Here is a 13,622-nt window from a genome sequence, read left to right on the forward strand (position 1 = left end):
ACCGACGCCTTCGCCGTGCTGCGGCCGCCGGGCGAGGTCGGCCGGGCCGTCGTACCGTGAACAGGTGACGACGACGATCCCCCTGTTCCCGCTCGGGACCGTGCTCATGCCGGGGTCCTCGTTGCCGCTGCACATCTTCGAGCCGCGCTACCGCCAGCTCACCGTCGACCTCGTCACCGGCACCGTGCCGGAGAAGCGGTTCGGCGTCGTCGCCGTGCGCGAGGGCTTCACCCCCGACGACGACGGCCTCGCCGCGCTGCACACCGTCGGGTGCACCGCCGAGCTGCTCGACGTCCGGCGCCTGCCCGACGGCCGCTACGACATCGTGACCCGTGGCGTGCAACGGTTCCGGCTGCTCGCCATCGACGACACCGAGAAGCCCTACCTCACGGGCACCGTCGAGTTCCTGCCCGACGAGCCGCTCGACGACGAGCCCGCCGGCACCACCCGCTACCTCAGCGCCGCCGCCCGCGACGCCCACCGCCGCTACTGTGCGACCGCGTGGAAGAGCGAGGACTGGTCCGAACCGGCCGGCGACATCGGGCCGGCGAACCTGCCGCACGTGCTCGCCGCCGACTGCCTGCTGCCCATCGGCGACCGCCAGCGCCTGCTGGAGCAGACCTGCCCGACCAAACGTCTGCGGCTGGTCCGCGCGCTGCTCGTGCGCGAGACGGGGCTGCTCGGCCAGCTTCGCGCCGTCCCCGCCCCGATGACGACGTTCGCGGTGGAGCAGAGCCAGAACTGACGCTCTGCCCCCGACGTCGGCCTCCTGAGTTCCGCTGTGGACGCGGCGCCCGAGCTCGCCGAGCCCGACACGGGACTGGTCATGGTCGGGCGCAGTCTCACCTCCGGCTCGGCGCGGGTCCACCGCGCCCGGCGCCGCTCTGTCAGCTCCAGCCGTAGCGGGACCGCAGCACGTCGGCGACACGGTCGAAGCGGTCGCGGTCGAGGATCGCGCCCTCACGGCGGATGTCGTGCTCACCGATCTCGAGCACGCGGTCGAGCCGCACGAACGACTCGCGGCCCTCGCGGTCCCACGCCCCCGTGCCGATCCCGGCCCAGTCGGGGTCGCCGTCGCGCTTGTGCTGGCTCGACAGCATGAGCCCCAACAGATCACCACCGCCCTTGCCGACGACGAGCAGCGGCCGGTCCTTGCCCTGGCTCGCGTCCTCCTCGAACGGCACCCAGGCCCAGACGATCTCGCCCGGGTCGGCGGCACCGTCGAGGTCGGGCGCGTAGGCGACCCTGCGGGCGCGGTCGGCGGTCGGGGCGGTGCGGGCCCCGGAACCGCCGCCGGGACGCGGCGCGGGCTGCCGCTGTGGGGCGGGCGTGCTGCGCTGCTCCTGCTTCGGGCTGCTCAGCAGCTTCAGCCCGACGTCGACGACCTGCTTGAGCAGGTTCCCCCAGTTCGCCATGCGCGACAGCATGTCAGGCCGCGCCCGCCGACCGACGCCTCCCCTCTGAATACAGGGTCAGGCGCTGACAGGCTCAGGCGCACAGGCTCAGGCACCGACAGGGTCGGGCGCCGGCAGGTCAGGAGTGCGTCTCGCCGTGTCGGCTGCAGCGGGCCGTCCAGCCGAAGGGATCGACCTGCACGACCATCCGCCGCGCGCACTGCGGGCAGAAGCGCGGCGGTTCCAGGGTGCGCCGGGACGCGCACCGCTCGTGGCCCACGTCGACGGACGGCCCGCCGCACTGGTCGCAGAACTCCGCGGCGCCACCCGCTGCTGGCTCGGCCACGGGCGCGCTCACAGGGTCTCGTTGAGGGCCTTGATCGGCATCTGCAGCTCGCCGAGCAGGTCGATGTCGGACTCGGCGGGGCGGCCCAGCGTCGTCAGGTAGTTGCCGACGATGACCGCGTTGATCCCGCCCAGCAGGCCCTGGCGCGCACCGAGGTCGCCGAGGGTGATCTCGCGGCCGCCCGCGAAGCGCAGCACCGTGCGCGGCATCGCGAGGCGGTAGGCGGCGACGGTGCGCAGCGCGTCGGGACCCGACATCTGCTCCAGCTCGCCGAAGGGCGTGCCGGGCCGCGGGTTGAGGAAGTTCAACGGCACCTCGTCGGGGGTGAGCTCGGCGAGCTGCGCGGCGAACTCCGCGCGCTGCTCCAGCGTCTCCCCCATGCCGACGATGCCGCCGCAGCAGACCTCCATGCCGGCCTCCCGCACCAGCCGCAGGGTCTCCCAGCGCTCCTCCCACGTGTGGGTGGTGACGACGTTGGGGAAGTACGACCTCGCCGTCTCGAGGTTGTGGTTGTAGCGGTGCACGCCCATCTCGGCCAGGCGCGTCACCTGGTCGGGGTCGAGCATGCCCAGCGAGCAGGCGACATTGATGTCGACGGCGTCCTTGATCGCGGCCACACCGGCGGCGACCTGGGCCATCAGCCGCTCGTCGGGCCCGCGGACGGCGGCGACGATGCAGAACTCCGTGGCACCGGTCTTCGCGGTCTGCTTCGCCGCCTCGACCAGCATCGGGACGTCGAGCCAGGCGGCGCGCACGGGCGAGGCGAACAGGCCGGACTGCGAGCAGAAGTGGCAGTCCTCGGGGCAGCCGCCGGTCTTGAGCGAGATGATGCCCTCGACCTCGACCTCCGGGCCGCACCAGCGCATGCGGACGTCGTGGGCCAGGGCCAGCAGGTCGTCGAGCGACTCGTCGGGCAGCTGCAGGACCTCCAGCACCTGCTCCTGCGTCAGGCCCTCGCCTCGTTCGAGCACCTGCTCGCGGGCTGTCGCCAGGATGTCGCCGGCGGCGGGCGTGCCCGCGCGGTCCGACGTCGACGTCGTCGAGATGCTCACGGTTGCGGAGTCTGCCATTTCCCGCCGAGCGGGGCCCCCAGACTGTGACGCGCAACCGTCGCGAACCGGGCGGCGTCGAGGGCACCCGCACCGTCGGGCAGGGCTCCGACCAGCGGGATCCCGGTCACCTCCGGCAGATCGGTGAGGTTGCAGATCGTCGCGAGATCGGGCGACCCGGGCAGGGCTCCGACGACGATTCCGGCGCAGACGAGCCCCGCGGCCCGCAGCGCGCGGGTCGTCAGCTCGGTGTGGTTGAGGGTGCCCAGCCCCGCGGCGGCGACGACGAGGACCGCGGCACCGAGGCCCGCCGCGACGTCGGCGAGGGTCCCGTCGGCGGTGAACCGCACCAGCAGCCCGCCCGCCCCCTCGACGAGGACGAGATCGTGGTCGCGCTCCAGCTCGCGGGCGGCGGCGACCGCCGCCCGCGGCGTCACCGGGTCCATACCGGCACGCCGGGCTGCGGTGAGGGGCGCCAACGGGTCCGGGAACCGGCCCAGCTCGCGGGTGGTGACGGCGCCGCCGGTCAGCCGCGTCACGTCGGCGAGGTCACCGGGCTCCCCCGGGGCGATGCCGGTCTGGGCCGGCTTGAGCACGGCGACCCGCTCACCCCGCGCGAGCGCGACCGCGGCGACCGCGGCGGTGACGACGGTCTTCCCGACATCCGTTCCGGTGCCGGTGACGACGAGAACGCTCATGCGGTGCGCAGCACCTCGGTGAGGACCCGGCGCGCGCGGTCGAGCTCGGCGCCGGAGAGGTCGGCGCGGGCGGTGAGCCGCAGCCTGCTCGTGCCCTCGGGCACCGACGGCGGCCGGAAGCAGCCGACCCGCACGCCCAGCTCCGCGCAGCGCTGCGCGGCGGCGAACGCCCGCTCCGGCTCGCCCAGCACGACCGGGACGACGGCCGACGGCGGCGCCGGCACCCCGGCCGCGGCGGCGAGCGCGGCGGCTGCGGACAGGACGGCGGCGGGCAGCCCCGGCTCGTCGCGCAGGACCGCAAGCGCGGCAAGGGCCGCACCGGCGGCGGCGGGCGCGAGGCCGGTGTCGAAGATCATCGTGCGGGCGGCGTCGACGAGGTGCTCGACGACCCGGCGCGGCCCCAGCACGGCGCCACCCTGGCTGCCGAGGGCCTTGGAGAGCGTCACGGTGAGCACGACGTCGTCGGCACCCGCGAGGCCCAGCTCGGCGGCGAGCCCACGGCCGCCGTCGCCGCACACCCCGAGGCCGTGTGCCTCGTCGACGACGAGGACCGCACCGCGCGCCCGGCACACGGCGTGCAGCGCGTCGAGGGGGGCCAGGGTGCCGTCGGCGGAGGTGACGGCGTCGGTGACGACGAGCGCGCGTCCCTCCGTGCGGGCGGCGAGCGCGGCGTCGACGGCGGCGACGTCGGCGTGCTGGGTGACCGCGACCCGGGCCCGGGAGAGCCGGCAGGCGTCGACGATCGAGGCGTGGTTCGCCGCGTCGGACACCACGAGCGAGCCCGCACCCGACAGCGCGGTCACGACGCCGATGTTCGCGGCGTAGCCCGAGGAGAACACCAGCCCGGCCTCGGCCCCGGTGAACGCGGCCAGCTCCTCCTCGAGCCGGGCGTGCAGCTCGGTGCTGCCCGTGACCAGCCGCGACCCCGTCGACCCGGCGCCCCACGTCCGCAGGGCGGCGACCCCGGCATCGACGACGCGCTTGTCGCGCGACAGGCCGAGGTAGTCGTTGCCCGCGAGGTCGAGCAGCAGTTCATCGGCGCCGCGATGGTGTAGCGAGCGGCGCAGCCCGGTCGCCCGGCGGTCCGCCGCGGCGCGGTCGAGCCAGTCGAGTGGGTGCTCCGGATTGTCGGCCACGTCCGGACGATAGGCGCCCGCGTCACCCGTGCGCATGTGACGCTGCGCGGGCAGGCGGGCCATGATCGGTCGAGCAGCGCCGCCCATGTCGAGGAGGACCCGGTAGATGAGCTGGCAGATGGTCGACGAGGGCTGGGGCCGCAAGGCCGTCGACTGGGCGACCCTCGCCGAGCCGCACGCGGTGCGCGAGTACGTGTTCGTGCACCGGCTCCTCGACGTACGCCCGGGGGTCGACCTGCTCGACGTCGCCTGCGGCGCGGGGTTGTCGATGGAGCTGGCGGGTGTCGCCGGGGCCCGGGTCTCGGGGATCGACGCGTCGCCACGGCTGGTCGAGGTGGCGCGGCTGCGCAACCCGGGTTGCGACGTCCGCGTCGGTGACATGGCCGAGTCCGGGTTCGACGACGCGTCGTTCGACCTGGTCACGAGCTTCCGCGGGATCTGGGGCACGACACCGGCCGCGATCACCGAGGTCGCCCGCGTGCTGCGGCCCGGCGGCCGGGTGGCGCTGACGTTCTGGGGCGACATGGCCGCGACGCCCGGCGGGCGGCTGCTCGCGCCGTTCCGGCTCGCGACGCAGCAGCAGATCGGCCACCAGTCCGCGATGGTCGGGCTCAAGCAGCCCGGCGTCGCCGCCGCGTTCCTCGCCTCGGCGGGGCTGGAGGCGGGCGAGCTGGTCGACGTCCCGTTCGTCATGGAGTACGCCGACGTCGAGCACTACGCGCGCGGGCTCGCCGCCAGCGGCCCGGCCTACGAGGCGATCCAGACCGCCGGCGAGGACGCCTTCCACGCGGCGTGCGTCGAGGCGGCGCAGCCGTTCCTGCACGAGGGCCTGCCGATCCGGGCGACCATCAGGCTGTTCGGGATCGTCGGTACCAAGCCGGCCTGAGCCCGGACCGGAACACCGCGCGCACCCTCTGCGCCGTCCGCGGCCTGACGCACGACCATGATGTTGCGCGCGGCGTGCGGACCGCCGCCGCGCGCAACCTCACTGCTGCCACTCCCGGCCGTCACCGTGAGGTTGCGCGCGATCGCCGTCATCGGACGGATGCGCCCCGGACGGATGCGCCCCGGACGGATGCGCCCCGGACGGATGCGCGTAGCTCAGATGCGGGCCGGGGCGGGGGCCGGGCGGGGAGGCCCGGCCGGGGCGTAGCGCACCTCGACGGCGCCGCCGGTGGCGCGGTGCCGCGACGACCACGTGTCGAGGTGCTCGCGTGCCGCGTGGTCGAGGTAGTGGGCGGCGACGTGCACGCGGACGTCGCTGCCCGCGGGGACCCCGGCCAGCACCCGCTGCAGCCGCGGCACCGCGAGGAAGCTCACCGTGCCCTCGACGGCCACGGTGCCCGGCCCGTCGTCTCCGGCGTGGAACCGCACCCGCGAGCGCACGACCCGCACCAGCACCAGCAGCCCCGCGGTGGCGAACCCGGCGGCGACGCCGGTGAGCAGGCCGGTGACGAGCACCCCGGCGACGGTGACGACGTAGACCGGCAGGTCCCCGTGGCCGCGGGCGGTCCGCACGTCGGCGGGCTTGACCAGCTGCAACCCGACGACGACGAGCAGTGCGGCGAGCGCCGCGAGCGGCACGGACTCGACGAGGCCCGCGAGTGCGACGGCGAACACCGCGATCCAGACGCCGTGCAGGACCGTCGCAGCCCGGGTGCGGGCGCCGGCCCGGACGTTGGCCGCGCTGCGCACGATGACACCGGTGACGGGCAGCCCGCCCGCCATGCCCGAGACGACGTTGGCGGCGCCCTGGCCGAGCAGCTCCCGGTCGGCGCGGGTCGGGCTGCCGCCGTGCATGCGGTCGACGGCCATCGCCGAGAGCAGGCTCTCCACGCTCGCGACGAGCGCGACGGTCAGCACCGCCCCGGCGACGGCGGCCCAGCCGCCGGTGGGCAGGACCGGCAGGGCGATCGCGTCGACCAGGCCGCCGGGCAGGTCGACACGGGCGACCGAGGCCAGCGGGAGCGCGACGAGCGTCGCCACGACGACGGCGACCAGCGGCGCGGGGACCGCCCGGACCCGGGCGGGCATCCGCGGCCACGTGAGCAGCGCGAGCACGACGACCGCGCTGACGGCGACGGTGGCGAGGTCGGCGCCCGCGACCGCGCCGGGCAGGGCGGTGGCGTTGGCGGTGGGCGAGGCGGCCGGGGTGGCACCGAGGACGACGTGGAGCTGGGCCAGCGCGATGGTGATGCCGATGCCGGCGAGCATCCCGTGGACGACGGCTGGCGGGACGGCCTGGGCGAACCGGGCCACCCGGGCGACACCGAACAGGACCTGGACCACGCCCGCTCCGGCGGTGATCAGGCAGGTGACACCCCAGCCGAAGCGGGTGACGAGGTCGGCGACGACGACGGTCAGGCCGGCGGCGGGCCCGCTGACCTGCAGGGGTGACCCGCCGAGCAGGCCGGCGACGACACCGCCGACGACGGCGGCGACGAGTCCGGCGAGCAGCGGTGCGCCGGAGGCGAGGGCGATGCCGAGCGAGAGCGGGAGGGCGACGAGGAAGACGACGAGCGAGGCCCCGAGGTCGGCGCGCAGCGGTGTGGGCCGGGGCGGGGCGTGCTGGGTGGCGCGGGTGCGCGGCGGGTGGGGTTCGGGTGGCTGGTGCGGCGGGCGCGGGGTCATGCGTTCGGCCTCCGGTGCGGGCGGATGATGGTGTGCGGCAACGCACCCGATCGGGTGCGCCGCGTCGTCGGGCGCGGCGCACCCATGATCGCCAACCCGCGGACGCCACCTACGGTTCCCGGCCTGACGCCCGACATGCCCGTTCGGTCCGGTGCTGCCCGACTGCGGGTGATCATGGGGGCGGCCCGCACCACGGTCGCTGCCCCGTCCGCCGGATCGCCTCGCCCCGATGATCACCACGAGCCCGGCCCGGACGGCCCACGGCCACCCGATCGCCGGACCCGGACCTCGATCGAGTGGATCATGGCGCAGAGCACCCTGGGTGGCGGTTCAGCCCACCGCGGCGGCGGCGCACACCCCGGCGGTGATCGTCGCGATCTCGTCGGCGGTGCAGACGTAGGGAGGCATCGTGTAGACGAGGTCACGGAAGGGCCGCAGCCACACCCCCGCCGCGATCGCCGCATCGGTGGCAGCACCCATGTCGACGTCGTGGTCGAGCTGCACGACCCCGATCGCGCCCAGCACCCGCACGTCGCGCACGCCGGGCAGCGACCGGGCCGGGGTGAGCCCGGTGCGCAGGCGCTCGGAGATCGCGGCGACCCGGCCGCGCCAGTCACCGTCGCGCAGCAGCCCGAGAGAGGCCCCCGCGACCGCGCAGGCCAGCGGGTTGCCCATGAACGTCGGGCCGTGCATCAGCACCCCGGCCTCGCCGTCGGAGATGCCGCGAGCCACCTCGGGGGTGCACAGTGTCGCCGCCAGGCTCAGGTACCCGCCGGTCAGCGCCTTACCGACGCACATGACGTCCGGTGCGATGCCCGCGTGGTCGGCGGCGAACATCTCCCCCGTGCGGCCGAAGCCGGTGGCGATCTCGTCGAAGACGAGGAGCACGTCGTTGGCCAGGCACAGCTCGCGCAGGACGTGCAGATAGCGGGGATCGTGGAAGCGCATCCCGCCCGCGCCCTGGACGACGGGTTCGACGATCACCGCAGCCAGCTCGTCGGCATGGGTCTCGACGAGCCGGGCCAGCTCGGCGACGTAGCCCGTCTCGAACTCCCGGGGCGGCGCGGTCGCGAACACCTGCTGCGGCAGGACGTCGCGCCACAGCGAGTGCATGCCGCCGTCGGGGTCGCAGACGCTCATCGCGCCGAACGTGTCGCCGTGGTAGCCACCGCGCCACGTCAGCAGCCGGTGCTTGCCGGGGCGCCCACGGGAGCGCTGGTACTGCAGGCACATCTTGATCGCGACCTCCACCGACACCGACCCGGAGTCGGAGAGGAAGACGTGGGCGAGCTCGCCCGGCGCGAGGTCGACCAGAGTGCGGGCCAGCGCCACGGCCGGCCCGTGGGTGAGGCCGCCGAACATGACGTGGCTCATCGTCGACAGCTGGCCGGTGACCGCGGCGTCGAGGACCGGGTGGCGGTAGCCGTGGATGGCCGCCCACCACGACGACATGCCGTCGACGACCTCGACCGTCCGGTCGCCCGCCGCGAGCCGCAGCCGCACCCCCTCGGCCGACACGACCGCGCGCGGCGCGACCGTCCCGGGCATCGGGGCGTACGGATGCCACACCAGGTCACGGTCGGCGGCGAGGAGATCGTCAGGGGTCACGGCCCGCGAGCCTAGTTCGCCCGCCGTCTACGCTGGCCCGATGTCCGTCGCCGCCGAGGACCCAGCGGGCCGCCCGGCCATCTCGCGCCGCCGCGAGCTCGGGTCCGCCAGCGCGCGGTCGATGCTGCTCACGGTCCTGGGCGAGTTCGTCCTGCCGCGTGCACAGCCGGTCTGGACCCAGGCTCTCGTCGACGTCATGGGCCGCCTCGGAGTCGAGCAGAAGTCGGCCCGGCAGGCGTTGGCGCGCACCGCCGCCGAAGGCCTGCTCACCTCCGACCGGGAAGGTCGCCGGGTCCGCTGGTCGCTCTCCGAGTCCGGGCAGCGGCTGCTGTCCGAGGGCGCCGCCCGCATCTACGGGTTCGGCTCCCCCGCCGCGGGGTGGGACGGCCGCTGGCTGGTCCTGCTGGTCAGCGTCCCTGAGTCGCGGCGGCAGCTGCGCCACCGGCTGCGCACCCGGCTGGCGTGGGCCGGGATGGGCTCCCCGTCCCCGGGGGTGTGGATCTCCCCCGACCCGGGCAAGCAGGCCGAGGTCGCACAGGTCGTGGCCGACCTGGAGCTCGACGAGGTGACCAGCTCCTTCGTCGGGCCCTTCGGGACGATCGGCGCCGAGGCCGACATGGTCGCCCAGGCGTGGGACCTCGCCGAGGTCGAGGCCGCCTACGAGGAGTTCATCGCCGACTTCGGCGCCCCGGGCCCGGCCGACCCCGACGAGATCATGGTCCGGCAGGTCCAGCTGGTGCACACCTGGCGCCGGTTCCCGTTCCTCGACCCGCGGCTGCCGGCGGCGCTGCTGCCACGGGAGTGGGCGGGCACCCGGGCGGCCGAGCTGTTCGACACCCTGCACTCGCGCTGGGAAGGTCCCGCGCGGCGGCGATGGGACGAGCGGTCCGCGATCGGCTGACACCGCCCGGTCCGGATCGCAGCCGCGATCGGGCTGGTCAGCGTGCCACTGTTCGGCTACCTGTCCGACCGGATCACCCGCATGAGGTCCCGGCGCCGGGCCACATACCGGGTCGGGTCGGGTCGGGTGGTCAGCCGCCGAAACAACCGGGGCCGAGCAGCGCCTTCAGGTCGCCCATCAACGCCGAGCTGGCCGTGACACGCAGTGCGTCGTCGAGGCGCAGGACCGTGGTCCGGGTCCCGTTGACCAGGCTCAGGTGCACCGGGCGGGTGCCCGGATGGTTGTGCAGCACGTCCTTGAGCTTGGCGACGATCGGCGGGGTGCAGCGGCTCGCCGCGAGGCTGACCGCGACCGGTGAGGAGTTCTCCTCCCCCGCGACCTGCAGGTCCGGGACGGCGAGGTCGTTGGCGATCAGCGAGACCCTGTCGTCGCGCTTGGACACCCGGGCCTTGACCAGCACGATCGCGTCCTCGGCCACGTCGATCCCGACGACCTGATAGGCCCGCGGGAAGAACAGCACCTCGATACCACCGGCGAGGTCCTCGATCTGGGCCGACGCCCACGGCTCGCCGTTCTTGTTCACCCGCCGGTTGACCCCCGCGAGGATGCCGCCGACGGTGACCTGCGCGCCGTCGCCGACCGTGCCGTCGAGGATGTTCTGGATCGGGGTGTCGGCCTTCGCCGCGAGCACGCCCTCGAGGCCGTGCAGCGGGTGGCCGGACACGTACAGGCCGAGCATCTCGCGCTCGACGGCGAGACGGTGCTTGGTGTCCCATTCGTCGTCGGGGACCTTGACGTCGAAGATGCCGGCCAGCGCCGGGTCGGTCTCGGTCTCGCCGTCCATCGAGCCGAAGAGGTCGAACTGCCCCATCGAGGCGGCCTTCTTCGTGCTCATCACGGCGTCGATCGCGTCGGCGTGCACGAGGAGCAGGCCCTTGCGGGAGTGCCCCAGCGAGTCGAACGCACCGGCCTTGATCAGCGACTCGATGACCTTCTTGTTGCACACGACCGCGTCGACCTTGCGCAGGAAGTCGGAGAAGTCGAGGAAGTCGCCCTTCTCCTTACGTGCCGCGACGATCGCGTCGACGACGTTGAACCCGACGTTGCGGATGGCGCCGAGGCCGAAGCGGATGTCCTTGCCGACAGGGGCGAAGTTGCGCACCGACTCGTTGACGTCGGGCGCCAGCACCGTGATCCCCATGCGCCGGCACTCGGCGAGGTAGATCGCGGCCTTGTCCTTGTCGTCGCGCACCGACGTGAGCACCGCGGCCATGTACTCGGCCGGGTAGTTGGCCTTGAGATACGCCGTCCAGTAGGAGACGAGCCCGTAGGCCGCGGAGTGCGCGCGGTTGAACGCGTAGTCGGAGAACGGCAGCAGGATGTCCCACAGCGTCTTGACCGCGGCGGCGGAGTAGCCGTGGTCCTTCATGCCCTGGGCGAAGCCGGCGTACTCCTTGTCGAGGATCTCCTTCTTCTTCTTGCCCATGGCGCGGCGCAGCAGGTCGGCCTTGCCGAGCGTGTAGCCCGCGAGCTTCTGGGCGATCGCCATGACCTGTTCCTGGTAGACGATCAGGCCGTAGGTCTCACCCAGGATGTCCTTGAGCGGCTCGGCCAGCTCCGGGTGGATCGGAGTGACCTCCTGCCGCTTGTTCTTGCGGTCGGCGTAGTCGTTGTGCGCGTTGGCGCCCATCGGGCCCGGCCGGTACAGGGCACCGACGGCCGAGATGTCGTCGAACTCGGTGGGGGCCATGCGGCGCAACAGGTCGCGCATGGGGCCGCCGTCGAGCTGGAAGACCCCGAGGGTGTCACCGCGGGCCAGGAGGTCGTAGGTCTTCTGGTCCTCGAGCCCGACGTCCTCGATGACCAGCGACGGCTTGCCGTTGAGCTCGATGTTCTCGAGCGCGTCGTCGATGATCGTGAGGTTGCGCAGGCCGAGGAAGTCCATCTTCAGCAGCCCGAGCGTCTCGCAGGCGCCCATGTCGAACTGCGTGATGATCGAGCCGTCGGCCTCGCGGCGCTGGATCGGGATGACGTCGAGCAGCGGCTTGCTCGACATGATCACGCCCGCCGCGTGCACGCCCCACTGGCGCTTGAGGCCCTCCAGGCCCCGCGCCGTGTCGATGATCTCGCGGACCTGCGCGTCGGCCTCGTAGAGGGCGCGGACCTCGGTGGCCTCCGAGTAGCGCTTGTGCGCCGGGTCGAACACCCCGGACAGCGGGATGTCCTTGCCCATGATCGCGGGCGGCATCGCCTTGGTGATCCGGTCGGCCACGGAGTAGCCGGGCTGGCCGAACAGCACGCGTGCCGAGTCCTTGATCGCGGCCTTCGCCTTGATCGTGGAGTAGGTGATGATCTGCGCGATCCGGTCCTCGCCGTACTTCTCCGTCGTGTAGCGGATCATCTCGCCGCGCCGACGTTCGTCGAAGTCCATGTCGATGTCGGGCATCGAGATGCGCTCGGGGTTGAGGAAGCGCTCGAAGATCAGCTTGTGCTTGATCGGGTCGAGGTCGGTGATCCCGAGGACGTAGGCGACCAGGGAGCCCGCCGCCGAGCCGCGCCCGGGGCCGCAGCGGATGCCGACCTTCTTGGCGTGCTGGATGAGGTCTGCGGTGACGATGAAGTAGCCGGGGAAGCCCATCTGGATGATGACGGACAGCTCGTACTCGGCCTGCTTGCGGTACTGCTCGGTGACGCCGTTCGGGAACCGCGCGTGCAGCCCCTTCTCGACCTCCTTGACCAGCCACGACTCCTCCGTCTCCCCCTCGGGGACGGGTGCCACCGGCATGAGGTCCTGACCCTCGGTGAACGAGACGTTCACCCGCTCGGCGATCAGCAGCGTGTTGTCGCAGGCCTCGGGGTGGATCGGGTCCCACTGGGCGCGCATCTCGGCGGCGGACTTGAGGTAGAAGTCCTGCGCGTCGAACTTGAAGCGGTTCGGGTCCGACATGGTCTTGCCGGTCTGCACGCAGAGCAGCACCTCGTGCGACTTCGTGTCGTCGGCGTAGGTGTAGTGCAGATCGTTCGTGGCCAGGCCGGGCAGGTCGAGCTTCTTCTTCAGCGCGAAGAGGTCCTCCTGGACCCGCTTCTCGATGTCGATGCCGTGGTCCATCAACTCGCAGAAGAAGTTGTCCTTGCCGAAGATGTCGCGGTAGTCCGACGCGGACTGGCACGCCGCGTCGAAGTCGCCCTGCTGCAGCAGCCGCGCGACCTCGCCCGAGGGGCAGCCGGTGGTCGCGATGATGCCCTTGCCGTAGGTCTCGAGCAGCTCGCGGTCCATCCGGGGCTTGTAGTAGTAGCCCTCGAGGCTGGCGAGCGAGGACAGCCGGAAGAGGTTGTGCATCCCCTCGGTGTTCTCGGCCAGCATCGTCATGTGCGTGTACATCAGGTCGGGGTTGTCGGCGTCCTTCGCCCCGAGCGAGGTGCGCTTGCGCTCGTGGCGGCTGCCGGGCGCGAGGTAGCCCTCCATGCCGATGATCGGCTTGACCCCGGCCGCGTTGGCCTTGCGCCAGAACTCGTAGGCCCCGTAGACGTTGCCGTGGTCGGTCATCGCCAGGGCAGGCATGCCCATCTTGGCCGACTCGCGGAACAGGTCGTCGAGCCGCGCAGCACCGTCGAGCATGGAGAACTCGGTGTGGGTGTGCAGGTGGACGAAGCTGTCCGTGCTGGCGGCTGTCATGGGGACCCGTCTGCTCCGTCCTCGCGCCGGTGGGCGCGGTGCCGTCGGGCGCCCTCGGGGCGCGTGCCGTGACCCCACGCCGGCATCCGGGGGCGGCCGACGAGGAGGAACCCAGATTAGCCCCGCGCACCGACAGCTCCGGACACCGCCGCCGGGCTGCGCGGTATCGCCTGCTGGCGGCCC

The 13,622-nt window shown here is 73.2% G+C and carries 11 protein-coding genes; 3 read left to right on the forward strand and 8 right to left on the reverse strand.

Features of this window, described 5'->3' with window-relative positions; genetic code table 11:
- Nucleotides 1–64 precede the first annotated feature (64 nt).
- The gene (locus TOK_RS17795; RefSeq protein WP_098958988.1) at nucleotides 65–745 is read left to right on the forward strand and encodes an LON peptidase substrate-binding domain-containing protein; all 681 of its coding nucleotides are present in this window, start codon (nucleotides 65–67) and stop codon (nucleotides 743–745) included.
- A 142-nt stretch (nucleotides 746–887) separates the two neighbouring features.
- On the opposite strand, the gene TOK_RS17800 is transcribed toward TOK_RS17795, so the two are convergent.
- The 5 genes from TOK_RS17800 to TOK_RS17820 form a co-directional block, all read right to left on the reverse strand.
- Complete coding sequence (locus TOK_RS17800) at nucleotides 888–1,415, reverse strand: type II toxin-antitoxin system PemK/MazF family toxin (RefSeq protein WP_098959093.1); 528 nt, start codon at nucleotides 1,413–1,415, stop codon at nucleotides 888–890.
- Between the two features lie 118 nt (nucleotides 1,416–1,533).
- Nucleotides 1,534–1,752, reverse strand: coding sequence for a hypothetical protein (locus tag TOK_RS17805; protein WP_098958990.1), 219 nt, complete (start codon nucleotides 1,750–1,752; stop codon nucleotides 1,534–1,536).
- Entirely contained in the window at nucleotides 1,749–2,792 is a 1,044-nt protein-coding gene (gene bioB / locus TOK_RS17810) for a biotin synthase BioB (protein WP_172457623.1), read from the reverse strand. Before bioB ends, TOK_RS17805 begins: the two co-directional genes overlap by 4 nt.
- Entirely contained in the window at nucleotides 2,789–3,487 is a 699-nt protein-coding gene (bioD, locus tag TOK_RS17815) for a dethiobiotin synthase (protein WP_098958991.1), read from the reverse strand. The genes bioB and bioD overlap by 4 nt, the downstream gene beginning before the upstream one ends.
- The gene (locus TOK_RS17820; RefSeq protein ID WP_253258446.1) at nucleotides 3,484–4,623 is read right to left on the reverse strand and encodes an 8-amino-7-oxononanoate synthase; all 1,140 of its coding nucleotides are present in this window, start codon (nucleotides 4,621–4,623) and stop codon (nucleotides 3,484–3,486) included. The genes bioD and TOK_RS17820 overlap by 4 nt, the downstream gene beginning before the upstream one ends.
- Nucleotides 4,624–4,729: 106 nt before the next feature.
- Here TOK_RS17820 and TOK_RS17825 point away from each other — a divergent pair, with 106 nt between their 5' ends.
- A complete protein-coding gene (locus TOK_RS17825) occupies nucleotides 4,730–5,509 on the forward strand; it encodes a class I SAM-dependent methyltransferase (RefSeq protein WP_098958992.1) in 780 nt (259 codons plus the stop codon).
- A gap of 215 nt (nucleotides 5,510–5,724) precedes the next feature.
- Here the strand turns inward: TOK_RS17825 and TOK_RS17830 are convergent, their stop codons facing one another.
- Complete coding sequence (locus TOK_RS17830) at nucleotides 5,725–7,254, reverse strand: SulP family inorganic anion transporter (protein WP_098958993.1); 1,530 nt, start codon at nucleotides 7,252–7,254, stop codon at nucleotides 5,725–5,727.
- Nucleotides 7,255–7,584: 330 nt separating this feature from the next.
- Entirely contained in the window at nucleotides 7,585–8,862 is a 1,278-nt protein-coding gene (locus tag TOK_RS17835) for an adenosylmethionine--8-amino-7-oxononanoate transaminase (protein ID WP_098958995.1), read from the reverse strand.
- A gap of 40 nt (nucleotides 8,863–8,902) precedes the next feature.
- Here TOK_RS17835 and TOK_RS17840 point away from each other — a divergent pair, with 40 nt between their 5' ends.
- Nucleotides 8,903–9,763 (forward strand): PaaX family transcriptional regulator C-terminal domain-containing protein, encoded by an 861-nt coding sequence (locus TOK_RS17840; protein ID WP_253258447.1) that lies wholly within the window; start codon nucleotides 8,903–8,905, stop codon nucleotides 9,761–9,763.
- Between the two features lie 130 nt (nucleotides 9,764–9,893).
- On the opposite strand, the gene dnaE is transcribed toward TOK_RS17840, so the two are convergent.
- Nucleotides 9,894–13,439: a DNA polymerase III subunit alpha gene (dnaE, locus tag TOK_RS17845; RefSeq protein ID WP_098958996.1), complete on the reverse strand. Its 3,546-nt coding sequence runs from the start codon at nucleotides 13,437–13,439 to the stop codon at nucleotides 9,894–9,896.
- Nucleotides 13,440–13,622: the final 183 nt, after the last annotated feature.

It is taken from the genome of Pseudonocardia sp. N23 (genome assembly GCF_002583555.1).
Classification (GTDB): domain Bacteria; phylum Actinomycetota; class Actinomycetes; order Mycobacteriales; family Pseudonocardiaceae; genus Pseudonocardia.